The organism is Achromobacter insolitus, from assembly GCF_002209555.1.
Taxonomy (GTDB): Bacteria; Pseudomonadota; Gammaproteobacteria; order Burkholderiales; family Burkholderiaceae_B; genus Achromobacter; species Achromobacter insolitus.
Genome location: NZ_NJIF01000001.1, coordinates 742,866 through 766,973 on the forward strand (window position 1 = coordinate 742,866; position 24,108 = coordinate 766,973).

At 66.1% G+C, this 24,108-nt stretch carries 23 protein-coding genes, 1 pseudogene and 1 riboswitch; of the genes and pseudogenes, 16 read left to right on the forward strand and 8 right to left on the reverse strand.

The genetic code is table 11. The features are described 5' to 3' along the window. Positions 1 to 5: 5 nt before the first annotated feature. Positions 6 to 971: an AraC-like ligand-binding domain-containing protein gene (locus CEY08_RS03285; protein WP_076815929.1), complete on the reverse strand. Its 966-nt coding sequence runs from the start codon at positions 969 to 971 to the stop codon at positions 6 to 8. Between the two features lie 166 nt (positions 972 to 1,137). Between CEY08_RS03285 and CEY08_RS03290 the strand changes: the two genes are divergently transcribed. From CEY08_RS03290 to CEY08_RS03330, 9 genes are all read left to right on the forward strand, one after another. Further along, the gene (locus CEY08_RS03290; protein WP_076815931.1) at positions 1,138 to 1,986 is read left to right on the forward strand and encodes a phytanoyl-CoA dioxygenase family protein; all 849 of its coding nucleotides are present in this window, start codon (positions 1,138 to 1,140) and stop codon (positions 1,984 to 1,986) included. Then, positions 1,983 to 3,527 (forward strand): class I adenylate-forming enzyme family protein, encoded by a 1,545-nt coding sequence (locus CEY08_RS03295; protein ID WP_084738618.1) that lies wholly within the window; start codon positions 1,983 to 1,985, stop codon positions 3,525 to 3,527. Before CEY08_RS03290 ends, CEY08_RS03295 begins: the two co-directional genes overlap by 4 nt. 22 nt (positions 3,528 to 3,549) lie before the next feature. After that, a complete protein-coding gene (locus CEY08_RS03300) occupies positions 3,550 to 4,479 on the forward strand; it encodes a phytanoyl-CoA dioxygenase family protein (RefSeq protein ID WP_063642094.1) in 930 nt (309 codons plus the stop codon). A gap of 1 nt (position 4,480) precedes the next feature. Further along, positions 4,481 to 5,707, forward strand: coding sequence for a serine hydrolase domain-containing protein (locus CEY08_RS03305; protein WP_076815936.1), 1,227 nt, complete (start codon positions 4,481 to 4,483; stop codon positions 5,705 to 5,707). Positions 5,708 to 5,754: 47 nt separating this feature from the next. Continuing rightward, positions 5,755 to 7,014 (forward strand): ABC transporter substrate-binding protein, encoded by a 1,260-nt coding sequence (locus CEY08_RS03310; protein ID WP_063960107.1) that lies wholly within the window; start codon positions 5,755 to 5,757, stop codon positions 7,012 to 7,014. Positions 7,015 to 7,080: 66 nt separating this feature from the next. Beyond that, a complete protein-coding gene (locus tag CEY08_RS03315; protein ID WP_063642097.1) occupies positions 7,081 to 7,962 on the forward strand; it encodes a branched-chain amino acid ABC transporter permease in 882 nt (293 codons plus the stop codon). Then, positions 7,962 to 8,975 carry a branched-chain amino acid ABC transporter permease gene (locus tag CEY08_RS03320; protein ID WP_076815938.1) on the forward strand — a complete coding sequence of 338 codons (1,014 nt, stop codon included), beginning with the start codon at positions 7,962 to 7,964 and terminating at the stop codon, positions 8,973 to 8,975. Before CEY08_RS03315 ends, CEY08_RS03320 begins: the two co-directional genes overlap by 1 nt. Then, positions 8,972 to 9,688, forward strand: a complete 717-nt coding sequence (locus CEY08_RS03325; protein WP_042796710.1) for an ABC transporter ATP-binding protein — start codon at positions 8,972 to 8,974, stop codon at positions 9,686 to 9,688. The genes CEY08_RS03320 and CEY08_RS03325 overlap by 4 nt, the downstream gene beginning before the upstream one ends. Then, positions 9,688 to 10,392 (forward strand): ABC transporter ATP-binding protein, encoded by a 705-nt coding sequence (locus CEY08_RS03330; protein ID WP_042796709.1) that lies wholly within the window; start codon positions 9,688 to 9,690, stop codon positions 10,390 to 10,392. Before CEY08_RS03325 ends, CEY08_RS03330 begins: the two co-directional genes overlap by 1 nt. A 30-nt stretch (positions 10,393 to 10,422) precedes the next feature. On the opposite strand, the pseudogene CEY08_RS03335 reads toward CEY08_RS03330, so the two are convergent. Continuing rightward, positions 10,423 to 10,851 (reverse strand): annotated as a pseudogene (locus CEY08_RS03335) (VOC family protein). 148 nt (positions 10,852 to 10,999) lie between these two features. Continuing rightward, complete coding sequence (locus CEY08_RS03340) at positions 11,000 to 12,385, reverse strand: aminotransferase-like domain-containing protein (protein WP_076815940.1); 1,386 nt, start codon at positions 12,383 to 12,385, stop codon at positions 11,000 to 11,002. Between the two features lie 118 nt (positions 12,386 to 12,503). Between CEY08_RS03340 and CEY08_RS03345 the strand changes: the two genes are divergently transcribed. The 4 genes from CEY08_RS03345 (at position 12,504) to CEY08_RS03360 (ending at position 16,098) form a co-directional block, all read left to right on the forward strand. Beyond that, positions 12,504 to 13,364, forward strand: coding sequence for a DMT family transporter (locus tag CEY08_RS03345; RefSeq protein ID WP_063642101.1), 861 nt, complete (start codon positions 12,504 to 12,506; stop codon positions 13,362 to 13,364). A gap of 76 nt (positions 13,365 to 13,440) precedes the next feature. Continuing rightward, positions 13,441 to 14,316, forward strand: a complete 876-nt coding sequence (locus tag CEY08_RS03350; protein WP_063642102.1) for a leucine-rich repeat domain-containing protein — start codon at positions 13,441 to 13,443, stop codon at positions 14,314 to 14,316. A 14-nt stretch (positions 14,317 to 14,330) separates the two neighbouring features. Further along, positions 14,331 to 14,810: a hypothetical protein gene (locus tag CEY08_RS03355; RefSeq protein ID WP_063642103.1), complete on the forward strand. Its 480-nt coding sequence runs from the start codon at positions 14,331 to 14,333 to the stop codon at positions 14,808 to 14,810. A gap of 67 nt (positions 14,811 to 14,877) precedes the next feature. Continuing rightward, positions 14,878 to 16,098, forward strand: a complete 1,221-nt coding sequence (locus tag CEY08_RS03360) for a hypothetical protein (RefSeq protein ID WP_063642104.1) — start codon at positions 14,878 to 14,880, stop codon at positions 16,096 to 16,098. Here CEY08_RS03360 and dsdA read toward each other — a convergent pair. Continuing rightward, complete coding sequence (gene dsdA, locus CEY08_RS03365; RefSeq protein ID WP_063642105.1) at positions 16,080 to 17,414, reverse strand: D-serine ammonia-lyase; 1,335 nt, start codon at positions 17,412 to 17,414, stop codon at positions 16,080 to 16,082. The two genes, CEY08_RS03360 and dsdA, sit on opposite strands and share 19 nt — an antisense overlap. A 91-nt stretch (positions 17,415 to 17,505) precedes the next feature. Between dsdA and CEY08_RS03370 the strand changes: the two genes are divergently transcribed. Further along, positions 17,506 to 18,456, forward strand: a complete 951-nt coding sequence (locus CEY08_RS03370; RefSeq protein ID WP_063642106.1) for a LysR substrate-binding domain-containing protein — start codon at positions 17,506 to 17,508, stop codon at positions 18,454 to 18,456. A gap of 36 nt (positions 18,457 to 18,492) precedes the next feature. Here the strand turns inward: CEY08_RS03370 and mntP are convergent, their stop codons facing one another. From mntP to CEY08_RS03385, 3 genes are all read right to left on the reverse strand, one after another. Continuing rightward, positions 18,493 to 19,065, reverse strand: a complete 573-nt coding sequence (gene mntP, locus CEY08_RS03375; RefSeq protein ID WP_076817968.1) for a manganese efflux pump MntP — start codon at positions 19,063 to 19,065, stop codon at positions 18,493 to 18,495. Between the two features lie 6 nt (positions 19,066 to 19,071). Further along, a riboswitch (yybP-ykoY riboswitch) is annotated at positions 19,072 to 19,262 on the reverse strand. Positions 19,263 to 19,298: 36 nt separating this feature from the next. Further along, entirely contained in the window at positions 19,299 to 20,267 is a 969-nt protein-coding gene (locus tag CEY08_RS03380; protein ID WP_063642107.1) for a Bug family tripartite tricarboxylate transporter substrate binding protein, read from the reverse strand. 49 nt (positions 20,268 to 20,316) lie between these two features. After that, on the reverse strand, positions 20,317 to 21,900 hold the full coding sequence (locus CEY08_RS03385; RefSeq protein WP_063642108.1) for a sulfatase family protein: 1,584 nt from the start codon (positions 21,898 to 21,900) through the stop codon (positions 20,317 to 20,319). 133 nt (positions 21,901 to 22,033) lie between these two features. Between CEY08_RS03385 and CEY08_RS03390 the strand changes: the two genes are divergently transcribed. Both CEY08_RS03390 and CEY08_RS03395 read left to right on the forward strand, forming a co-directional pair. Then, on the forward strand, positions 22,034 to 22,939 hold the full coding sequence (locus CEY08_RS03390) for a LysR family transcriptional regulator (protein WP_042796699.1): 906 nt from the start codon (positions 22,034 to 22,036) through the stop codon (positions 22,937 to 22,939). 60 nt (positions 22,940 to 22,999) lie between these two features. Further along, entirely contained in the window at positions 23,000 to 23,449 is a 450-nt protein-coding gene (locus CEY08_RS03395; protein ID WP_063642109.1) for a DUF6389 family protein, read from the forward strand. Positions 23,450 to 23,483: 34 nt separating this feature from the next. Here the strand turns inward: CEY08_RS03395 and CEY08_RS03400 are convergent, their stop codons facing one another. Next, the gene (locus CEY08_RS03400) at positions 23,484 to 23,927 is read right to left on the reverse strand and encodes a CopD family copper resistance protein (RefSeq protein WP_063642110.1); all 444 of its coding nucleotides are present in this window, start codon (positions 23,925 to 23,927) and stop codon (positions 23,484 to 23,486) included. Positions 23,928 to 24,108 lie beyond the last annotated feature (181 nt).

The following is a 24,108-nucleotide window of genomic DNA, read 5'->3' on the forward strand; positions in this document are numbered from 1 at the left end:
GCCCGTTATCCTGCCCGCGAGGGCGCACCGCCGCGCTCGCTGCCCGGCGAGCGGCCATAGTGCGCGCGGTACGCCCGATTGAACGTGGAAACTTCCTCGAATCCCCAGCTGGCGGCAATGTCCGCAATGGATCGGCCCGGCTGGGTTTCGATGGCCTGGCGGCACTTTTCCAGGCGGCACTGCCGCACATGGGCGCTGAAGCTCAGTCCGTGCTCGGCCAGGATCTTGAACAGATAGCTGCGGGAAATGCCGAGTTCTTCGCTAGCCGAAACCGGCGTCAGGCCACGGTCGGCCAGACGGCGCTGCACCAGCGCCAGTATGCGATCAAGGACCTCGTGCCGCACCCGCTCGGCGACCTGCGCGCCGGCATCCACGCCGTCGATCTGCGTGCGTGACAGCAGGTCGCTGCAATGCCTGACCATCAAGGCCTGGACCTGCTGCAGCTCGTTCGCCGGCAATTCGCTGACCAGGCGCATATAGCTGGCCAGCACACGCCCTGCCCCTGAACCGCCGTCCAGCACCGGCGTGGCCAGGCGCCCGCGGCGGCCCAGTTGCGGCCGAAGCAGGCCTTCGGGGATTTCTATGCAGAACATGCGGAAATCGGTGCGGAAATCGACTTCCCAGGGCGACGCGCAATCCACTACGTAGACGTCGCCCGCCCGCGCGCGCATGGCGCTGCCGCCCTGCGACACCACCGCCTCTCCCGCGCACAGCAGATTGGCGAAAAAAGGAGATTGCGTGCGGGCCGAAAGGCCGGCGGCGGACAGCCTGACCACATGGGACTGCGCCGTGATGGTGGAGCCGTGCAGGTCTGGCAGCAGCAGGCCGTCTATCTGGCCGCGGAAGCTGCGCGCGGCGTCGCGCTCGGGTTCGAGAGGCACGTACGCATCGCAGATCGCATCGCGCCAATACGCGAACTGATCCTGCGGCGCTATGACATCGGTGGTGTGGTGGTAGGCCTGCGCGCTCATCTTGAGTACCGGATCATGCCGACGGGGCCGCCATCTTCTGTGGGGATGGACGCTTTGCGCCACTGCCGTGGACGCTACGCGCTGGCAGGGCGAAGACTACCGGCCGATTATACGCACAGACCTATATCGCCGGACGCTGATCCAGGCCCCCATCAGGAGACAAAAGATGTCCACGCCCGAGCCGCTCGACGAGCGGATCGCCGCCTTTGAACGCGACGGATTCGTGGTGCTGCCCGGGATCATCCCGCCCGAGCAGGTCAGCCAGTTGCAGGAAGCCCTGATACGGATCGAAGCCGAACACAACCTCGGCTACGCCAAGACCTCGTTCGAGGGCCACAAGACGGTGCGCATCAATAACCTGCTGGTCTACGACCCTCGATTCTGGGACGTGCCGCTGCAGCCCGAGGTGCTGGCGCTGGCCGAACGCCTGCTGGACCGGGAACTGCTGCTGTCCTCGCTGTGTTCACTGACGCTGGCGCCTGGCCAAGGCGCCCAGCCCCTGCATGAAGACACTCAGCAGCTGGCGCTGCCCCGGCCCCGCCCGCCGCTGGCGGTCAACGCCATCTGGGCCCTGAGCGACTTCACGGCCGACAACGGCGCCACCCACATCGTGCCTGGCAGCCACCGCTACGATGCGTCGCCGCCCTATGGCGCGCAGGACATAGAAACCGTGCAGGCCACCATGAAGGCCGGCAGCGTCATGCTGTTCGACAGCGCGCTGTGGCACAAAGGCGGCGCCAACAACAGCAACGCGCGCCGCTATGCGCTGTCGTGCTACTACTGCGCAGGCTGGATGCGCCAGCAGGAAAACCTGCAACTGGGCATTCCCGCCGACCTCGCGCGGCAGTTCCCGCGCCGTCTGCAGGAACTGTGCGGCTACAGCATCTACAAGGGGCAATACGGCCACATCGACAACGCCGACCCCATCACCCTGCTGGGCGGCGAGGGACGGCCCACGGTCTGGCAGGCCAGCGACGCCAAGACCGCCCGCAAGGCCGCAGAGCGCAAAGCATGAGCGCCCCTCTCTTGCCCGCCGTCCCCGACTCGGTGGTCCACCTACTGCGCGACGCCGCCCGCGAAACGCCCGATCTGCCAGCCTTGTCCTTCGAGGGCGCGCGCCTGAGCTATGCGCAATACGCCGGCCTGGCCGGGGCGTTGGCGCGCCGCCTGGGGGAACAGGTCCGGCCCGGCGACCGGGTCGCCTTGCTGATGCAGAACTCGCTGGACCTTGCCGTCGCCACGTTCGCGGTACATGCGCTGCGCGCGCAGGCGGTCCCGCTGAATCCCGGTTATCGCGAACGCGAGCTGGCCTATATGCTGGAAGACGCCGCGCCCCGCATGCTGCTGCATGACGACAGCGTGAAGCTGGACCTGGGCGCCCTGTGCCCCGGACTGGATGCCGGCGCCATTCTGTGCACAGGCAATGGCGCGGGCATGATCGCCATGCTGCCGCAAGCCTGCGCGCTGCCCGAGGACCTGCCGCGGCACGAGGACCTGGCCACGCTGCAATACACCGGCGGCACGACGGGGCTTCCCAAAGGCGTGAACATCCTGCACCGGCAAATCGCCTACAACATCGCGCAACGCGAAGCCTGGCTGCCAACGCGACGCAACAGCGAAGTCGTGCTCTGCGTGATGCCGTTGTTCCATGTTTCGGCGGTCTCGATGTCGCTCTACCTGAGCCTGCACGCGCGGGGCGAACTGGTGTTGATGCGGCGCTTCGACGCCGCGCGCACCATCGAGGCCATTGCGACTCACGGCGTCACCCTGCTGCCGGGCGCGCCCGCGATCTTCCACGATCTGCTGCTGAGTCCGGCCCTGAGCCTGGAACGCCTGGCCAGCCTGCGCGCCTGCTTCTCCGGCGCGGCGCCCCTGCCGCGCGAAACCCTGGCGCGCTTCGAACAACGCGCCGGATGCCCCATCTACGAAGGCTATGGCATGAGCGAGGCCGGCCCCTGCCTGGCGTTCAATCCCATGCATCTTCCCCGCAAACCCGGATCGGTCGGCCTGCCCGTGCCGGGCGGCGAACTGCAGGTGGTGGACCTGGACCACGGCGGCCGGGTCCTGCCGCCGGGCCAGCCGGGCGAAATCCGCGTGCGCGGCCCGCACGTGATGGCGGGCTACCGGCAGCCGGCGCCGGATGCCGCCCAGGCTTTGCGCGAGGGCTGGTTCTATACCGGCGACGTGGCGGTGCTGGACGACGAAGGTTATCTCCACCTGCAAGGCCGCCGGCACGATTGCATCAATGTCGGCGGCTTCAAGGTCTATCCGCTGGAAGTGGAGCAAGTGCTGTTGTCACGCCCTGAAGTCGGCGAAGCCGCCGCCTTCGGCGTGCCGGACGAAAGGCTGGGTCAGGTGGTGCATGCCTGGGTGACGGCCGCGCCCGGCCAACGCCTGGACGCGGCCGCCCTGCAAGCCCACTGCACCGCGCACCTGGCGGGCTACAAGGTGCCGCGCCGGATCGGCGCGATGGACGCCCTGCCGCGCACCAGCATCGGCAAGCTCGCCCGCGGCGCGCTGCCCCCCGTGGCCGCGCCCGGCCCGATTTCGCAGTGACATTCAACACAAGGGGAGGAACATGAATCAACTCGATCTGCAGGCGCTGCAACACCAGCTCGCCGAAGAGGGATATGCCGTCATCGAGAACGTGCTGGACGCCGCGCAACTGGAACAGGCGCGCGCGCGCGTGGCCGCCCTGATGGCCGCCGAGCGCGCCGAGCCGTTCCCGCTGGACGACGAACGGCATGACGACGACGACGACATCCTGGCCTACTATAAGCGCCACTACACGGTGAGCGACATGGAGGCCCGGCGCATGGTGGCGCGCGTGCACCAGTACCGCCGCGACAACGAGAACACGCGCTGGCCGGTACCCATTAACAAAGTGTCGAAGAACTTCCTGCACTTGCCCACCCTGTTCGACGACGACAAGTCGCAACGCGTCTGGAATCTGCTGAACAAGGCGCCCGACATGATCCCGCTGATCGAGCACCCGGTGGTGCTGCCCATGGTGCGCAGCGTGATGGGCCAGGACTGCAATCTGCACGACTTCCAGGCCACCAGCATCGGCCCGGGCACCGGAGGCGGCGCCTGGCACGTGGACGCGCCACTGGGCCAGATCGCCGAACCGCTGCCGGAATTTCCGCTGACGCTGCAGAACGTCTGGATGCTGGACGACTTCACAGCCGACAACGGGGCCACCCGCGTCATGCCGCGCAGCCATAAGCTGCGCAAGTCGCCGCCCTGGGGGAGCGGCCCGCTGGACGGCGAGGTCACCCTCACCGCCCCTGCCGGTTCGGTCGCCATCTGGTTGTCCAACACTTGGCACCGCTCGGGTCCGAACCATACCGACCGCGAGCGCCGCGCAATCCTCTGCAACTACAACGTGTCGTGGCTGCGCGGCTTCGCCGATTTCACCAGCACGCTGGCCGACGGCATTGCGGCCGGGTTGTCCAATGATGCGCGCTACCTGTTGGGCTACGGCGCGCGCGCGCCGCTGACGCGCTGACATGGCCGCCGCTACCTTGCCCCAGGCCCGCGACGCCGCGGTCACCATCCACGGTTACTGTGATCCCGCGTTTGAAGCAGTGCGCTCGGCTTTCGCACGCAACTTCCAGGACGGCGGCGAGCTGGGCGCCTCCGTCGCCATCGAGGTCGATGGGCGGCCGGTGGTCGACCTATGGGCCGGCTGGGCCGATACCGACCACAGCCAGCCCTGGCAACGCGACACCGTCTGTATCGTGTTCTCCAACACCAAGCCGGCCACGGCGCTATGCGCCCATATGCTGGCCGAGGCTGGCGAACTGGACCTGGACGCGCCCGTCGCCCGCTACTGGCCGGAATACGCGGCGGCGGGCAAGGGCGGCACCACCCCGCGCATGCTGCTCAATCACACCGCGGGGTTGCCCGCGCTGCGCGATCCCTTGCCGGCGGATGCCGCTTTCGACTGGGAAGGCATGACCGGCCGCCTGGCCGCCGCCGCGCCCTTCTGGGCACCGGGCGAACGCGTGGCCTACCACGGCCTGACCTACGGTTGGCTGGTCGGCGAGCTGGTGCGCAGGCTCGCCGGCTGCATGCCTGGCGAATTCTTCCGCCGCCACATCGCGCAGCCGCTGGACCTGGACTTCTGGATCGGCTTGCCCGCCAGCGAGGAAGCGCGGGTGGCGCCCATCGTGCCGCCGCCCGCGCCGCAAGCGCCGCTAAGCCCCTTCGAGCAGTCCCTCAAGGACGAACCCGACAGCCCCACTGCGCTGTATGCCAAGAACACCGGCGGCTGGCGCCCGTCCGGCTTCAACAGCCGCGCAGGCCACGCCGCCGGACTGTGCGCGGCAGGAGGCATCGGCAATGCGCGCAGCCTGGCGCGCCTGTACGGGACGCTGGCGCTGGGCGGTGCGCGCGACGGCGTGCGCCTGCTGCGCGAGGACACGTTGGCCGCGGCTACCGCCTTGTCCGCGCGGACGGACGACGACGCCTGCCTGCGCGTGCCGTCGCGCTATGCCAGCGGCTTCATGCGCCAGATGGACAACCGCGCGCTCGGCCTGGACAGCGCCTGCTTCGGCGAGCAGGCCTACGGTCATACGGGCGCCGGTGGATCGCTGGCCTTCGCCTGGCCGCAACGGCGGCTCGCCTTTGCCTACACCATGAACCGCATGGGCCGCACGGTGCTGCTCGACAACCGCGCGCACCGGTTGGTGCGCGCGGCGCATGCCGCGATCGGCGCGCCCCCGCCTTATTGAAGCCAGCGCGGCACACCAATCACAAAAAACACTGGAGACAAATCCTCATGAACACGCACTTCCCTCATCGCCCCTCCGTCCTGTGGCGGCTCTTCGCCGCCGCCGGCGCGACCCTGTTGGTCCACGGCGCCTCCCTGGCCGCCGACCCGGTCAAGATCGGCTACCTGATTCCGTTGTCGGGCAGCGCCACCGCCTCGATCGGCAAAGACATGTCGCGCGCCACCCATCTGGCCGTCAAGCACATCAATGAAACAGGTGGAATCAAGGCGCTGGGCGGCGCGCAGCTGGCACTGGTCGAAGTCGACACCCGCGGCGACGCCAAGGTCGCCATGACGGAAGTCGAACGCCTGATCACTCGCGAGAAAACGCCGGTTCTGCTTGGCGCCTTCCAGAGCGGCGTGACCTTTCCCGCCACCGCCGTAGCGGAAAAGAACCGCGTGCCATGGGTGGTGGACCTGGCCGCCAAGGCCGACATCACCGAGCGCGGCTTCAAGTACGTGTTCCGTCCGACGCAGATTCCGGCTTCGGGCAACGCAGAGAGCATGGCCGAGTTCATCGACTACGCGGGCAAGACGACCGGCAAGCCCGCCAAGACCGTCGCCATGGTCTACGAGAACACCGACTGGGGCCAGGACATGGCCAACACGCTGCGCGCCAAATTCAAGGCCGCCGGCATCGACCTGGTGCTCGACGAGGGCTACCCGCCCAACTCGCCCGACCTGCGGCCGCTGGTACTGAAGATCAAGGGCAAGAAGCCCGACGTCGTCACCGTGACTTCCTACGGCGCGGACGCCGTGCAGCTGCACAAGCTGCTGGCTCAAATGCGGGTCGGCTCGACTTATGTCGGCAGCGCGGCCGGCCAGATCGACAGCACCTTCATCCCGCTGGTCGGCAAGGACATCGCCAGCCATGTCTACACCACCAATGGCTGGGCGGGCTACGAATCGTCCATCACCACGCCGTTCGCCAAGAAGTTCTGGGACGATTTCGTCGCCGCCTACAAGGTCGAACCCAACGAGCTGTCGGTCAGCGCCTACGCGGCCGTCTGGGTCATCAAGGACGCGCTGGAGCGCGCGGGCAAGGCCGAACCCGAGGCGATCCGCGACGCCCTGGCCCAGACCAAGCTGGAAGGCACCGATCTGAACAAGCTGGTGGGCTACGACATCGTGATCGACGCCAAGGGCCAGAATCCGCAGAAGCGCTACGTCATGCAGCAGATCACGCCCGAGGGCCAGTACCGCACCGTATGGCCGGAAAACCTGGCGTCCAAGTCCTACAAGATGGTCTGGCCCGCCGCCCAGCCCTGACAACCCGGCGCCGCCCGCGTCCCTGCAAGGTCGCGGCGGCGCCCCGTTACCGCTAGGAGCCTTTCCTTGACCACTACCCTACTCCAGGCGCTGCTGGGCGGTATCGCCAGCGGCGCCGTCTACGGACTGATCGCGCTCGGGCTCAGCCTGCAGTTCGGCGTCATGAAGATCATCAACTTCGCGCATGGCGCCTTCCTGATGATGTCCATGTATGTCTGCTTTGCGCTGACCAGCCATTTCGGTTTGCATCCGCTGGCCGCCATGCCCCTGACGGCCGCGGTGCTGTTCGCGGTCGGCTACGCCTGCCAGCGCTGGCTGATCGACGGCATCTACCGCAAGGAGACCTCGCGCGAGCCGATCGGCGTGCTGATCTTCACCACCGGCCTGTGGATCTTCCTGGACAACGCGTTCCTCGCGCTGGCCGGGCCCGACAGCCGCACCATCGATGCGCCCTGGGCCAATGAGGTCTGGATGCCCGGCGACCTGATCTTCACCTATCCCCAAATCGCCGGCCTGTTCTTCGCCTGCCTGATTACCGCCGCGCTGGTGCTGTTCCTGCGCCATACGCGCACCGGCCGCGCCATCCGCGCCACGGGCCAGGACCGCGAAGCCGCCAGCGTGCTGGGCATCGACAGCACCCGCGTTTACCGGCTGTCGTTCGCCATCGGGCTGCTCGTACTCGGGGCGGCGGGCGCCCTGCTGTTGCCGCTCTACCCGGTCAATCCCTTCGTCGGCGACATCTTCGGCCTGCGCGCCTTCGTCATCGTCGTGCTGGGCGGCATCGGTTCCGTCGCCGGTGCGTTCTGGGGCGGCATCCTGGTCGGCGTACTGGAATCCGTGGGTAGCCAGTTGATCCCCATCACCTACGCCGAGGCGCTTATCTTCCTGCTGTTTCTCGCCACCATGTATTTCCGGCCCAGCGGGCTGTTCGGCGTGGAGAACGAATAATGGCCAAAAAAAATATGACGTCGGCGGCCGGCATTGCCGCGCTGGCCGTGCTTGCGCTGCTGCCGCTTGCCAGCGGCAACCAGTACCTGTTGTCGGTCGGCGCCATGACGCTGCTGTATGCCTACCTGGCGCTGTCGTGGAACATCCTGGGCGGCATCGCCGGCCAGCTCTCGCTCGGCCACGCCGCCTACTTCGGGCTGGGCGCCTACACCTCCACCTGGCTGTTCGTGAACCTGGGCATCAGCCCATGGCTGGGCATGTGGGCGGGCGCCGTCGTCGCCATGGGCGCCGCCCTGATCGTGGGACTGTCCTGCCTGCAGTTGCGCGGTGCCTACTTCGCGCTGGCCACCATCGCCTCGTGCATGGTGCTCAAGACCCTGGTGGAAAACGCCGACACCCTGCTGGGCGGGCCGCGCGGCATGGAGGTCACGCTTCTGCGCGATGCGCCGCTGTACTTCCAGCACACCGGCAAGGCCTACTACTACATCGTGGCACTGGTCTTCACCATCGCCGCGTTGCTGATCAACCGCCACGTGCTGCGCAGCCGCTTCGGCTATTGCCTGACGGCGGTGCGCAATGACCAGGATGCGGCGATGGCGCTGGGCGTGCCGGTGCGGCGCTACAAGTTGACGGCCGCCATGCTGAGCGCCGCCATGACCGCGCTGGGCGGCACCTTCTATGCACAGTTCGTGCTCTACATCAGCCCGGACAAGGTCTTCGGCGCCAACCTCAGCGTGGTGATCGCGGTGGTCTGCATCATCGGCGGACGCGGCACATTGTGGGGACCGGTGCTGGGCGCCTTGCTCCTGTTGCCGGGCGAGGAACTGGCGCGCTCTCTCACCGGGGGCATGGTCGGCGCCGACATGATGCTGTACGGCCTTTTGCTGATGATCGTCATCCGCTGGGAGCCGCGCGGGCTGATGGCCATACTGGCGCGCCGCGCCAGCGTGCCCGCACGCGGCGCCAGCTCGCCGGTCAAGGCCGCCGGCCCCGTCATGGGAGGCACGCGATGAACCTGCTTGAATTCCACAGCGTCAGCCGCAACTTCGGCGGCGTGCGGGCCTCGGACGAGGTCAGCTTCGCCGTCGGCGCGGACGAGATCGTGGGCCTGATCGGCCCCAACGGCGCCGGCAAGACCACCTTGTTCGCAATGGCCTCGGGCTTCGTGCCGCCCAGCAGCGGCGAAATCCGCTTTAACGGCGCTCGCATCAACGGTCAGGATCCGGCGCGCATCTGCGCGGCGGGACTCGCGCGCACCTTCCAGATCGTCAAGCCCTTTGGCGACATGACCGTTCTGGAGAACGCCATGATCGGCGCCTTCCTGCGCCATCGCGCACCAGCCCAGGCAGAGGAAATCGCGCAGGCCGTCCTGGATCGCGTCGGCCTGGCCGGACGGGAGCACCAGGTCGCGCGCACCCTCACGCTGTCGGGCCGCAAGCGGCTGGAAGTCGCCAAGGCCCTGGCCACTCAGCCCCGGCTGCTGTTGCTGGATGAAGTGATGGCTGGCCTCACGCCGGTGGAGACCGAGGAAATGGTGGCGCTGATCCTGTCGCTGCGCGGCGACGGCATCAGCGTCCTGGTGATCGAACACAATATGAAGGCCATCATGCAACTGTCCGACCGTATCGTCGTCATCCAACAGGGGCGCAAAATCGCCGATGGCCTGCCGCAGCAGGTCGCCAACGACCCGCTGGTGGTGCGCGCCTATCTGGGGGAGGCCGCCTGATGCTGGAGATCCGTCAACTGGACGCCGGCTACGGCGACGTGCAGGTCTTGCGCGGCGTGGACCTGCGCGTGGACGAAGGCGAGATCGTCAGCCTGGTCGGCGCCAATGGCGCCGGCAAGAGCACGCTGATCCGCACCGTCATGGGCTCCCTGCCCGCGCTGGCCGGCGAGGTCCGCTTCCTGGGCGAACGCATCAGCGGTCTGCCCGCGCACCTGGTGGCCCGCCTGGGCATGGCCCAGGTCATGGAGGGCCGCCGCCTGTTCGGCCACATGGACGTCGAGGACAACCTGCTGGTCGGCGCCGACGTGCTGCGCGACAAGCGCCGCAGCCGGGACAACCTGGACTGGGTCTACCAGCTGTTCCCGCGCCTGCGCGAGCGCCGCCGCCAACTGGCACGGTCATTCAGCGGCGGCGAACAGCAGATGCTGGCCATCGGCCGCGCCCTGATGACGTCGCCCAAGCTCCTGCTGCTGGACGAGCCGTCCATCGGGCTGGCGCCCATCATGGTCAAGGACATTTTCGACAAGCTGCCGCTGATCAATGCGCGGGGTATCACCATCCTGCTGGTGGAGCAGGATGTGCACCGTTCGCTCAGCATGGCCGCCCGCGGCTATGTGCTGGAGCACGGCGAGATCGTCATGTCCGGGCCTGGCGCCGAGCTGCTGGCCGATGAAGGGCTGCGCCGCGCCTACCTGGGGGTTTGACGCCGGGGCGCCGGTCAACGCGCGCCCCGGTCAGAATGTCACCTTGACCGAGGGCGCGCTGCGCTTGGCCTCGCCGTGGAACACGGCTTCGATATTGTTGCCGTCGGGATCCAGCACGAAGGCCCCGTAGTACCCAGGGTGATAGTCCCGGAACCCCGGCGCGCCGTTGTCCTTGCCGCCATGGGCCAATGCCGCCTGGTAAAAGGCATCGACCATCGCCTGATCCTGTGCCTGGAACGCCAGGTGATGGCGGCCGGTCAGTTACCCCGCCGCGGCCTTGCTGTCGGCGGTGGACACGAACAGTTCGTCCGCCCAGAAGTAGCTGTCGCCCGTGCCGCCCATGGGCACCTTCAACGCATCGAAAACCGCCTGATAGAACCGCTGGCTGGCCGAAAGGTCCCGTACCACCAGCTGGATGTGATCGATCAGCCGGCCGCGATGGATTTCATTGGTCTGCATGAGGCACTCCCGTCGGAAAGAGAGCCTTTGACTATACCGCCCGCCATGCGGCCCCGTCGCGGCGGTTCATGCCAGGTACGAAACGACTTCGTCGCGCGGGTGATTGCAGCCGCGATCATGTCGCCACCTGCGCCGCGGCTGGGAGCCGTCACGCCGCGCTCAGCGCCTTGCCCAGCACGGTGAACACGCGCTCGTCCGTGGACTGCGCAACGTTGAACCGCAAAAAGTCCCCGGCAGCCAAGGACTGGCTGAACGCATTGCCGGGCGCCACCACCACGCCGTCCTGCAGGCAACGCCGGGCGACTGTCGCCGCGTCCTTGCCCTCCGGCAGGCGGCACCACAGGAACATCCCTGCGCGGGGCATCAGCCAGGGCTGGACGCCAAGCTTCTGCAGCCTCGCGGCGGTCCGGTCCATTTGCTGTGCCAGACGCAGCCGGGTCGACTCCATGTGCCTGCGGTAGCCGCTGCCAGTCAAGGTCCTGAAGATGATGTCGGCCGCCAGCCGGCTGCTGCCAAAGGTGGTGGCGAGTTTCAGATCGGTCAGGCTTTCCATCCAGTCCGAGCGCGCGGCGATGTAGCCGCAGCGCACCGACGCCGATACGGTCTTCGAAAAGCTGCCGATGTGGATGACCCGCGACAGCCCGTCGAACGCGGCCAGCCGCGGGGCAGGCGTGTTCTCGAAATCCGCGAAGATGTCATCTTCGACGATCACCAGCTCGGAATCCTCCGCAAGCTTCAGCAAACGATGCGCGGCCAGGGGCGATAGCGTCGCCCCCGTGGGGTTGTGGACGCCCGAGTTCGTGATGTACAGACGCGGAGCATGTTCCTGCAACGCCGCCTCGAATGCCCGGACGTCCGGACCGTTCGGCGTGTATGGCACCCCGACCGCCTTGACGCGATGCGCCTTCAACAGCGCATGGAAGTTGAAGTAGCAAGGATCGTCCACCAGCACGGTATCCCCGGCTTCCAGCAGAAAGCGCAGAATCAGGTCGATGGACTGGGTGCCCGAATCGGTCAGCATGATCTGCTCGGGCCCGGCCTCTATTCCCATGCCCGCCATCCGGCGCGCCAACAGCTGTCTCAAGGGGGGATGGCCCAATGGGGTGCCATATTCGGTCAGCTCGCCGGTGTCGGCCCGCGCCATGCCACGCATGGCGCGACGCAGCCCTTCTTCATACATCCAGCTGATGGGCAGCCAGCCGCAGCCCGGCCGCAGCGTGTCCGAATCCGCCGACAGCGATTGGCGCGAAACCCAGAGCGGATCCACTTCGCGGTCCAGCTTGGGCCCCATCTCGGTAAGCGCCAAAGGCGCCACGTGCCCCGCCACATAGAAACCGGAACCGGGACGCGACACCAGCACCCCTTCGGCCGCCAGCCGCTCATAGGCCTCAACCACGGTGGACACCGACACATCCAGCGCCTTGGCCTGCATCCTCACCGACGGCAAGCGGGCGCCGGGCAGCGCGGTGCGCGCCGCAATCCGTCCCAGGATCTCGCTCATGACCTTCTTGATGAGAGTGCCGCCGCGCGCCATGGAGTTCTCCGCTGTACTGGCTACCAGTGCATAACAGTTTCTTGAAATTGTACTGGATTGTGCGTGGACTCCCTGGGGCCTCCGTGCTGTACTGAAGCCCGGTATCAAGGAGCTTCAGATGGAAAAGGCCACCAGCGGCTGGGTAAACGGTTTTATCGGCGTCGTCATCTTTGCAGGATCTCTGCCTGCGACCCGGGTGGCGGTGGCAGACCTGGATCCCGTCTTCCTGACTTGCGCGCGAGCCGCCATCGCAGGTCTGCTGGGCCTGGCGCTCTTGCTGTTGTTGCGCCAACGCAGGCCGACCCTCTCCGACCTTCCCTCCCTTGCGCTGACGGCTTTGGGAGTCGTGGTCGGCTTTCCCTTGCTGACGGCGCTGGCCCTGAAGCACGTCACTTCGGCCCACTCCATTGTCTTTCTCGGCCTGCTGCCGCTCAGCACGGCCATCTTCGCGGTCATACGCGGCGGCGAACGTCCGCGTCCACCGTTCTGGATGTTCTCCATCATTGGTGCCGGCTGCGTGGCGGGCTATGCCGCGTGGGGCGGACTGGAGGCTTCGCCCACGGGCGACCTGCTCATGCTCGCCTCCATCATCGTCTGCGGCCTGGGCTACGCCGAAGGCGCCAAGCTCTCCCGCAAACTGGGCGGCTGGCAGGTCATCAGCTGGGCCCTGGTTTTGTCGCTGCCCATCATGTTGCCGATCGCGCTGCTCACCATGCCGGCCTCGTTCGCGCAGGTCGGCACGCCGGCCTGGCTCGGCTTCGCCTATGTGTCTCTCTTCAGCATGCTCATCGGCTTTGTGTTCTGGTACCGCGGGCTCGCGCAAGGCGGGATTGCAGCCGTGGGGCAATTGCAGCTGTTCCAGCCATTCATGGGCTTGGGGCTGGCGGCGGCCCTGCTGCATGAGAATGTGAGTTGGACCATGCTGATCGTGACCCTCGCGGCAGTGGTCTGCGTGGCCGGCGCGAAGCGGTACGCGTAGTGATCGTGGCCGCGCAGCCGCAAGGCGAGCGCGCTCACGTCGTAAACTGGCGTGCCATGGCCCGTTGGGACGCAGCATGTCCTTCATCCCCTTTTCCAAGCCGCGCCCGGCTCGCGAACAGACCTGGCGCTTCATGCACAGCCGCCAGCTCCCGCAGGTCCCCAATCCGGATGACCGCATCGTGCTCTACGATGCCCCGCCGGATGCCGCCACCCTGGCGTCGATCGAAGACGCGCATCTTTGGGCGCCACATGGCGATCCGCTGCGCGAACTACCCTCGCTCATCGCCCAGTTGCCGTCCCTGGTCCATCTATCCATCGGTCCCGGCGCCATTGCCGCCGATATCCTGACGGCGTTGCACGCAGACATGCTGCCCGCCAGCCTGCGCCACCTTTCCATCCATCCCGAATCAGGGACTTACCACTGGCAGGGCGGCCCTATGCCCGGGCTGGAGTCGCTGACCGTGAACGCAATGTTACGGTTCGATCCGGAAGACTTCCCCGCCTTGATATCGCTATCGACGGTGCCAGACCGGCGTGGCGCGCTGCTCGATCACGCCATGCGACTATCACTCATGGAGCTGAATCTCTGGACCGTGCCATTCGATTCGTCCCTATTCGATCGCATCGCCGGATTGCCGCTGTTGGCACTAGGCCTGCTCGCCGGCCGTGGAATGAAAACCCTGTCCGGCATCGAACAGCTGAGCCAATTGCGCTCGCTACGGCTGAAGAACCAGGGCATGCTGCAGACGATAGCTCCCATTGCGATGCTCCCCGACTTGGAAAGGCTGGACATTCAGTATTGCAAACGGATTGAGGACATAGGCGTGCTGGATGCGCTGCCTCAATTGAAGGAGCTGACGCTGGTAGGTTGCGGCGATGTGGGATTGGGCCAACTGGAGCAGGCCTTGCGCGCGCGAGTGCCGCGCGCGAACATCGCGGCAACGCGATAACCGGGGCGAGCCTGATGAACCTATTGCACGAACGCTTCCTGGACCATCTTTCGGCCCGCGGCTGGACGGTACTGCGTACAGCACCCCGTGCCGTCATCCCGGCCTCCTCCGCAGGCAGCGAAGCCCATGCGGTGTTCCTGTCCTTGTTCACTCAGCTGTCCAGCGCGGACGACACGCGCTGGTTCCTCAGCGCAACCGACTATGCCGGAACCGCCGAGAGCGCCTTCAATCAGGACACCTTTCGCGACATCAGCCTGGAAGCCGCCATCAGCGACGCCGACCGCCAAATGGTCGAAACGTTCTGGGCGCGCCATGTGCCACTCTTCATGAGCGTGGACGGCGAGTATGAGTTTCTGGCGCTGGACCGGGTTTCGGGCGCGGTCGTACACGGCGCCGAGCCGGAGTTCGAGGCTGTCAGTGAAATGGCCCCAAGCCTCGAGAGTCTCTTCGATCAAATGCTTGCGGGCGGCAAGGCGGCCGCGCTGCTGGGCTGATGGTTCCGGTATATTCAGCCGACTCCCCTTGGGCCGTACGCCTCAGATGATTCGACCACGCTCCCGCATGCACCGCACCCTGCTCCCGGCGCTCGCGCTGGCCATGCTGTCCTTGCCCCTCACACACGCTGCCGCCGCCCAACGCATCGTCTATACGGGAACATTGCAGGGCGCGGGTGACGTGGTGCTCGAACTGGATACCGAAGCAAGCGCCGACGGCGTATTGACCGGACGCTACTTCTACGCCCGGCATGGCGTGGATATCCCCTTGCGCGGCACCGCCAAAGATTTGGTCGAGCCGAAGCCCTATGGGGAAGCCCCTCAGGGCTCCAGGCAAGCGCTGCCCGCGGCAACCTGGCAAGGCATCCGTGACACCAACGGCTACCGCGGACTCTGGGTCGACGCCGGCACGGGTCGGCAACGCCGCTTCGACCTGAAGCCGGTCGCCCAATACGACACGGACCAGCTGGAAAAAGACCGCGGGCAGGCCCGAGCCAAGCAGCTGAATCCCGGCGACATCGACCTCCATGCGGGCATCAATATCCATCGCGCGCCCTACGAAACCCTGAAGCTGGCCGGACATTCCGAGCCCGTCGGCAAGGAATCGGGCAGCGGCCCGGTGGCCTATCGCCTGTGGCGTGACCCGCGCACCAAATTCACGTATCCCCGGCTGAGCCGGCACCCCGATGCGCAGGTTCTCCAGCGCATCAACTACCTGCTCGAACAACGCCATTGGCAAAAGAGCCTGGGTGCGCTGGACTGCATGGCGTCCGCGTACACCAGCGGCAATCCTGGCGCGGGCACGCTGGGCGGGTTCGACGAAGAAGCCGTCAACGTCAGCTGGCTGTCCCGCGCGCTGATGACGGTGACCGAGTCGGGCAGCCTGGACTGCGGCGGCGCCCACCCTTACAACCATTTCGAGCCCTACACGTTCGACCTGCTGCGCGGCGAATACCTGGATTGGAATCGGGTGTTCGACGCGTATGCGCCGGGCAAGCGCTTCCCGGGCGGTGAAAAGAGCCCTGCGTTGCTCGGCCTGGTATCACAGGCGGTCAAGGCGGGAACGCAAACCGCGCCATCCGAGGATCGTCCCAATCTGGAAGATTGCGCGGATCTGTGGCCCGACTATCTGGCCTTGGGCGTCCAGGCACCCGGCGCGCTGAGCCTGTCCGTGTCCGGCGTGGGCCACGCTGCGGGTGCGTGCCTGGGCACGCATGCCAGCGTGCCATTCAAGGAGCTGGCGCCTTATCTGAAGCCGGACGGACAGGCCTATCTGGTCACCGACTGAGACGGAGCACGGGACGGCACCAGGCGCCTCGCGTGCTCCTGGAAGCCGCGCAGCGCGTCGGAAGGGACCAGCGATCCGCCGGTAGTCCAGATGACGTGGGTGGCCTGGGACATCTCGATACCCTGCGTATACGACCGCCCCGCGGCTGAGCCGAGCAGCCACCTCGGTCCCGAGACGCCGGCGGCGGCCGATGGTTCGACCTCGACGCCCAGGATGTCTTTCAAGGCAAGCAGGTTCAGGTAAAGCTCGTCATCCGACACGGTGAAGACACCGCCAAGCTGCGGCCCCATCAACGCGGTCACCAATTCGGAAGCCTGGCCAACGGCCAGGCCGTCGGCCTCCGTGCGGTTGTCCAGGCCAAGGTCGTAGACCGACACAGGGGTATCCGATCCCGAGGCCAATTGCACCAGTACGCAGGGCGAGGCGACGGGCTCGGCGAAAAAACAATGCACGTGAGGGCCGAACAGCGCTTTCAGGCCATGGCTGATGCCACCTGGCGCGCCGCCGACGCCGCAAGGGATATACACAAACAACGGGTGGTCCGCATCGACTACGCGCCCCGCTTCGGTCAGTTGAGCCGCCAGTCCGCGCGCCGCGGCGGCGTAGCCGAAAAACAGTAGCTCGGATCGCTCGTCGTCGACGAAATGGTTGCGGGGCGCGGCGAGCGCCTGGGCCCGCCCGGCCGCGACGGCCTCGGCGTAATCGCCGGCATGCTCCACCACGCGCACGCCGCGCTGGCGCAACCGGTCCTTCTTCCATTCCTTGGCATCGGCGGACATGTGGACCACGGCATCGAATCCCAACGCGGCCGCCATGACGCCGATGCTCATGCCCAGGTTGCCCGTGCTGCCAACGGTCACGGCGTACTGGCCGAACAAGGCGCGGGCCTGCGGCGTGGCCAGGACGCGCCTGTCCGTTGACGCGTCCTGCAGCAGGCCATGCTCCAGCGCGATCGACTCGGCAATGGCCAGCACTTCGTGAAAACCGCCCCGCGCCTTGATCGACCCCGCCACAGGCAGCTCATCGTCGCGTTTGAGATACCAGTTTCCCGACGCCTCACCGGCACCCAGCGCAAGATGCAGGGGTTTGGCGTCCATCAGCCGGGACTCGATATGCCCGCCTGCGGCGGCAAGCTCGGGAAACAGCGCGGCCAGCAGCGGCGCGCAACGCGCCAGGCGGCTTTCGGCCTCGTCGATCAGCGCCAGGGACGGCGCGGAGCCGGGCAAGCGCCCTCCCCTAGCCGGGTTGAGCCATAGCAACGGCGTTCTTGATTGAAGATTTTCTAATAGCTGAGGATCGAATTTTGCGGTAATCATGGACTTGCGGGTTGATGGTTCGGCGCAAATCGTAGATTCAGGAGCCATGCAAGAATAGCGATCATTTCTAATTCAGCCATTAGCCTGACTTATGCCAGTCCATTTCGACTCCACGCTGCTGGGCGCCCTGCGCTGTTTTGACATGGCCGGCCGCCATCTCAGCTTCACCAGGGCGGCGGCGGCCATGAACCTCACGCAAAGCGCGGTGAGCCAGCAGATCCGGCAGCTGGAAGACCGCCTGGGCTACCTGCTGTTTGTGCGCCGGCAGCGCGGCTTGAAATTCACGCCCAAGGGCGAGTCGCTGTTCGCAACGGTCAACCGCGCGCTGGGCGATATCCAACACGAAATCGAGCGGCTGGGCTTGCCCACTTCCGCGCTGCAGGTCAATTGCCTGCCGTCGTTCGCGCTGCAATGGCTGATGCCGCGCCTGACGGAATTCCATCGCTTGCAGCCGGACGTGTCGGTGCGGTTGAAGGCGGAGTTCCAACCGTTGGACCGCAAGCTGATGGACGAAGAAGACATAGACCTCGCCATCCGCTACGACCCAGCGCGCTACAGCCATCTGCAAGCGGATGCCCTGCTGGACGAATACTTGCTGGTGGTCGCCACGCCCGAATACCTGGCCGCGCACCCCGCGTTTCGCACCGGCCAATCACTCGACGGCGTCGAGTTCCTCCACGACGCGACGCCGTGGGTAGGCGCCGCGGAATTCATCGAATGGCGCACCTGGCTGCAAGCGCATCAACCCGGCTGGCTGCGTCACCTGGACGGGCCGCAATTCAACCTGGCCAGCCTTGCCATCGGCGCCGCGCTGAATCATCAGGGCGTGGCGATCGGCCGCAGCGCGATGGTCTACGACGAAATCCGTAGCGGCCGGCTGGTAGACGTGTTCGGCAAGCACGCGCCCGCGCCGGCGCGCTACGTGCTGCTGTCGCGCCGGCCTGATGAGCGGCGCACCCGGATCTTTTCCGAATGGCTGAAATCCGAGTGCCGGAACTTCGACGTCGCGCGTTCCGAGCTGATCGGGTGCGCACAGGGGTAGCGCCGCAAGACCAGCGGCCGCCCTGCGCAGGGAGCATCAGGCAGCCGCGGCGTTCAGATGCTCATAAAGGATCGCCGCGCCTATGCCCATCAATGCCATTCCGCCCAGTATTTCGGCTCGCTTGCCGGCAACGCTGCCCAGCACCCGGCCCAGCATCACGCCTATTGTCACCATCAAGGTGGTGGCCAGGCCGATCGCGGCGGCAGCCACCACGATGTTCACGTCCACGAACGCCAGCCCCACGCCCACGGCCATCGCATCGATGCTGGTGGCAAAGCCCGTGGCGGCCAACAACCAGAATGAATGACGGGTGACGGGCGCGGCGTCTTCGTCCTCTTCCTTGAAGCCGTTGCGTATCATCAGCAGCCCCAGGACACAGAGCATTGCAAACGCGATCCAATGATCCCAGGCGACCACGTACTTGGCGGCGACGGAGCCCAGTCCCCAGCCTATCACTGGCGTGATGGCTTCGATCACGCCGAAGATCAGCCCTATGCGCAAGGCTTCCGGGAATCTGGGTTTGTGCAGCGCGGCGCCTTTGCTGATGGCTGCGGCGAAGGCGTCCGTGGACATGGCGAACGCGAGAACGATGATGGCGATGGCATTCATTTGAGGAAGGATCCTGCCGGGCGCGAACCGCACGGACCTTCCGCGCCGCCCGGCGTCGCGCGAAAAATCCGTGGTCTCGCCAAGCTTGAATGCCGCCTGCGCCATGGCTGCAAAAGCCAAGAATGTTGACGCAAGCCTTTACGGAACAGGGCGCAACTGGCCGGACCGCAAAGAGGCTACTCCCCAAAGAGTAGAGGCAGTCTAGCAGACCTGGCTGACGCCTGTGTTACCCCCTACTCGCCGCGTATCCCCGCCTTCTCGATCACTTCTTTCCAGCCTTTCGCCTCCCTGTCGACCCATTCCTGCGCCTGCGCCTTGCCCGCGAAGGGCCCGCGCATGCCCAGCCCGGCCATGCTCTGCTGGAACTCCGGCATGGCGTACACCTTGGCCAGCGTCTTGTCCCAGACGTCCGCGATCTCCTTGGGGGTGCCCTTGGGCGCCATCACCAGGAAGGCGAAGGACACGTCGTAGTTCTTCAGCGCCGCCACGCCGGACTGCGCGGCGGTAGGCACCTCGGGCAGGTCGGCATCGCGTTCCTTGCCCGACACCGCCAGCGCTTTCAGCTTTCCCGCACGCACATGCGGCAGAACGCCGGGGGTGGCCAGGAATGCGGCCTGAATCTGGTCGCCCAGCAAGGCATTCACAGCCGGCGCGTTACCGCGATAAGGCACATGCGCGACTTCCATGCCCGCCGCGAGCCTGAGTTTCTCGAAGGCAAGATTGCCCGGGCTGCCATAGCCGGCCGAAGCATAGGTGATGCGATTTGTCTTGGCATACCGCAGGAAGTCATCCAGCGTATTGATACCGAGCTCAGGGCGCACCGCCAACGCAAGGCCGAAGGATCCCGCCAGGCTCAGCGGTTCCAGCCTCTGCGTGACGTCCTTGTCCAGTCCCTTGAAGATGTAGGGGTTGACGGTCATCAGCGTGTCCAGCGTCATCAACAGCGTGTAGCCATCGGGTGCAGCTTGCGCTACCGATTGCGCGCCGATGTTGCCGGACGCGCCAGAGCGGTTTTCAACGACGACCGTCTGGCCCAGGAGCTTGCCCGCATGCTGCGCGATGGCACGCGCTTCAAGGTCCAGTGGACCCGCGGGCGGAAAGTTGACGATGAGGCGGACCGGGCGCGAGGGGTAATCCGAAGCGATGGCGGATGAGGTTCCGGCCACGAGCAGCGCCGCACAGAACAGCAAGGACTTGATCATGCTTTTCTCCTGGATGGGCTGGCCGGTAGGCCAGCGTCTCTGCGAGTGGTCAGGCGATCGCCGAAGGATGCGGACTGCTCTCGGCGTGGCGGATCATGCTGCGCGACAGTTCCAGCAGCAGTTCAGCGCGCAGCGAGCCGGCCGCGGGGTCGTCCCACAGATTGCGCAGCTCGTGCGGGTCTTCACGCAGGTCATAGAGTTCGCCCCAGGCGGCATCGGCATAGACGCTGAGCCGGTGGCGCGGCGTTTGCAGCGTGCGCATGCGGGTGCGGCCAGGGAAGCCGAACATGGTGCGTTGCCCCTCTTCCTCGATCAAAACCGCATCGCGCACGCGCTCCGCCTCGCCGGACATGAGCGGCAGCAAGGACGCGCCCTGTATGCCGTTGTAGGCAGGCAAGCCAGCGCGCGCCAGCACTGTCGCGGCGATATCGGCGGTCGAACACAACGCCTGGCTGCGCGCGGCGGCAGGCGCGGCCTGCGGATCCCGCCAGATGAATGGCGTGCGGATCAGGCTTTGGTAGTGGACCGGCCCTTTGAGCAGCAATTGATGGTCGCCGAAGTAGTCGCCGTGGTCGCTGGTGAAGATGACGACGGTGTTGTCGTCCAACCCGGTCTGGCGCAATGCCTGCATGACCCGGCCGATGGTGGCGTCGATATGGCTGATGGAACCATAGTTCAGCGCGATGGCTTCGCGCGCCTCGCGCTCGGTGCAGGCGAAGATGGCGGGCGTATGCTTGACGGCCTTGCCTTCGTCCCGCTGCCGATGCAGCCAGGCCACATGGGGCGGTATCTGGCGCCCGGTAGAGACGCAGGCATGAAAGGACTCCGGCAGCATGACGTCCTCCGGGCGGTACATATCCCAGTACTTGCCATGCGGCGTGAAGGGGTGGTGCGGATCGGGAAACGAACACTGGATGAAAAATGGCTTGCCACCCGCGGCATGCTCGCGCAATTGCGCAATGGTCTGGTCGCCTATGTATGCCGTGGTGGAGCATTCTTCCGGCACACGGGTGCGCCAGGCCTGGTGATGCTCGGTCAGCACATAGCCGGGCGCTGGCATGGCATGTTCAGGGCCCCACAGGCGCCGCGCTTCCGGGTGCTCTCGCGCCAGCCAGCGTTCGTAATGGCCCCAGACCTGGTCGCCATGGTCAACCGCGAGCGCCACGCGCTCGAAACCATAAAACGGGGTGTCCAGGTCATGGGCGGGGTCCGTGCGCCAGAGCGGTCCCCATTCCTGGTCATAGTTGCCGGGCTCGGCAACCCACGCCTCGCCCCGCGCGCCGTCGCCGGCGGGCGGCCAGACCGCCGGCTTGCCCGTCATATTCTGCAGATGTGACTTGCCGATCAGCGCCGTCGCGTAGCCCGCGCCGCGCAAGCGGTCGACAAAGGTGGTCGCGCGCTGCGACAAGGGGATACCGTTGTGGCGCACGCCGTGCACCGAGGGCATGCGGCCGGTCATCAAGGTGGCGCGATTGGGCATGCAGATGGGCGACGCCACGTAGAAACGGTCCGCCGACCACCCCTGCTCCGCCAGTGCATCCAGCGCCGGCGTGCGCAGCATGGCGTTGCCATAACTGCCCAGATGATCCGCGCGCTGCTGATCCGTGATGAATAGCAGGAAATTCGGCTGCATCGTGTCTCCTCGCCGCCGGCTTTGCACCGGCTGGACTCTGTTTTGTGGCCATTATGGTTAGGCGAGACATAAATTGATAATGAATTAATATTACCGAGCCATAACCCTGAATTTATGTCTGAGGGACGTCTGCATGGACTGGACTCATCGCATCCGCCTGCGCCACCTGGCCATCCTGGTGCGCCTGTGCGACACCCGCAATCTGAGCCAGGTTGCGTCGGAGCTGAATATCACGCAGCCCGCGCTGTCCAAGTGGCTGAAAGACCTGGAAGAAGACATCGGCCTGACGCTGTTCGACCGCCACGCGCGAGGCATCGAGCCCACGCCCTACGGGCTGGAACTGCGCACCCACGCGCGCGAGATCCTGGGCAAGCTGGGACGGGCCCAGGACACCATGGCGCAACTTGCCCGTGGCGCCACCGGAACGCTGGCGGTGGGCGTCACGCCCAATATCGCGCCAGTGCTGCTGCCGCCCAGCATCCAACGCTTTCGCGAACGCTATCCTCGCGTACTGCTGCGGCTTGCCGAAAACACCCTGGACCATCTGCTCCCGCTGGTGCAGGAAGGCACATTCGATGTGTTGGTCGGCCGCCTGGAACAGCATTCGCTGCCCCGCAACCTGCACTACGAAGAGCTGTACGGCGAACCCATTTGCCTGGCCGTGGGCACGGCGCATCCGCTCGCGCACAAGCGCAAGGTGACATGGCAAGATGTGCAGGAATATCCCTGGATCGCGCCCGGCGCTTCAACACCGATGCGGATCCGCATCGATTACGAACTGGCGCTGGCCGGCCAGCCCGCGCCCTGGCATCAGGTGGAATCGTCGTCGGTGCTGGTCAACCTGGCGCTGCTGGACGGATCCGACCTGGTGCTGCCGATCTCGGAGCGGCTGGCGCGACATTTCGCCAAGCAGCACATGATCAAGGTATTGCCGCTGGCGATGCGCAGCCGGGGCATTACCGGCATGGTGTGGCGCGATGCCGCGCTGGCCTCCGAACATGCGGCGTATTTCATGGAATGCCTGCGGCTGGCACGCTAAGTCCGGCTCGGGAAAATGACAGATAATCCGCCGAATCCTGATCGCCTATCGGACCTATCCATGACCCAATCCGAATACGCAACCGAACTGCTGCGCATCCTGCGTGCCCACGGCGCCGCGGCCGGCGCCACGTTGACGGCCTTGATCGCCGCGCTGCCGCCCAAGGCGCGCGAAATCCACTTCGTGGTGTTTCCCGACCAGGACGGCGAAGGCACGTTCTCCGTGGTGGCCAGCCTGGAAGGCCCGGACCTGTTCGTGCTCAACAAGGCCATCGAAAACCACCGCTACCTGTTCGACGTGCGCCACACAGAAGACGGCATCGAGCCCCAGGTGCCGCTGTTCGCGTCGGACGAAGCTGGTTTCAACGTTCAGGACGTCATCGTCGATACGGCGATGGAATGGGTCGCGGAACTGTGGGAAACAAGCGGCCAGGGCCGTTCTCCGCTACCGGCGCTGGTGTATGGGGAAGAAGGCTACGGAACGCGCGAGCCGCTAGCCTTGCCGGCCTAGCCGCGCTGCCGCGCAACCCCGGCCGCAGGCGCGCTCACCAAGACACGTGGAACATTGCCTTGGCCAGCACCACGATGAACGCCATGTGGCAGAACACGCTGACATGCATGCGCCGGCTCAGGGCGCCGGTCAGACGCTGGCGCCGCGCCAAGGTCAACGCCGTGGCGACATGAACCAGCACGCTCAAGGCCAGCGCGATCTTCAGCAACAGCAGGATGCCAAAAGACGAGGCGAATGGATCCGCAAGCGCGCTGCGGTACTGCCAGGCCAGTCCCAGACCGGCCAGGTACAACACCACCACCGACCACGGCAGCACCGCTCGCACCCGCGGCGCCAACTGGCTGCCCAGCGCATGGCGCACCTCGGGTGGCAGACGTTTATGCACGGGCTCCAGGAACAGCACCTCGAAGGTGACGGTGCCGACGAAAAGAAAGGCGGCGAGCAGGTGCAGGATGAGCAGCAAGGGGTAGGTATTCATGGCTGCGTGTAGTTCCCACGGATGGGGGTGACCGTCAGTAGCAATTTTCCCATCCGGGCGCGACCCGTGAAGTGATGAATGTCAAACTCCTGCCGCACCGGCCCGCCAGAGCAACCCGCACGAAAAAAACGCGCCCGAGGGCGCGTTTATTGGGAGGGAGGCCTGCAGCAAACTGCGGCGC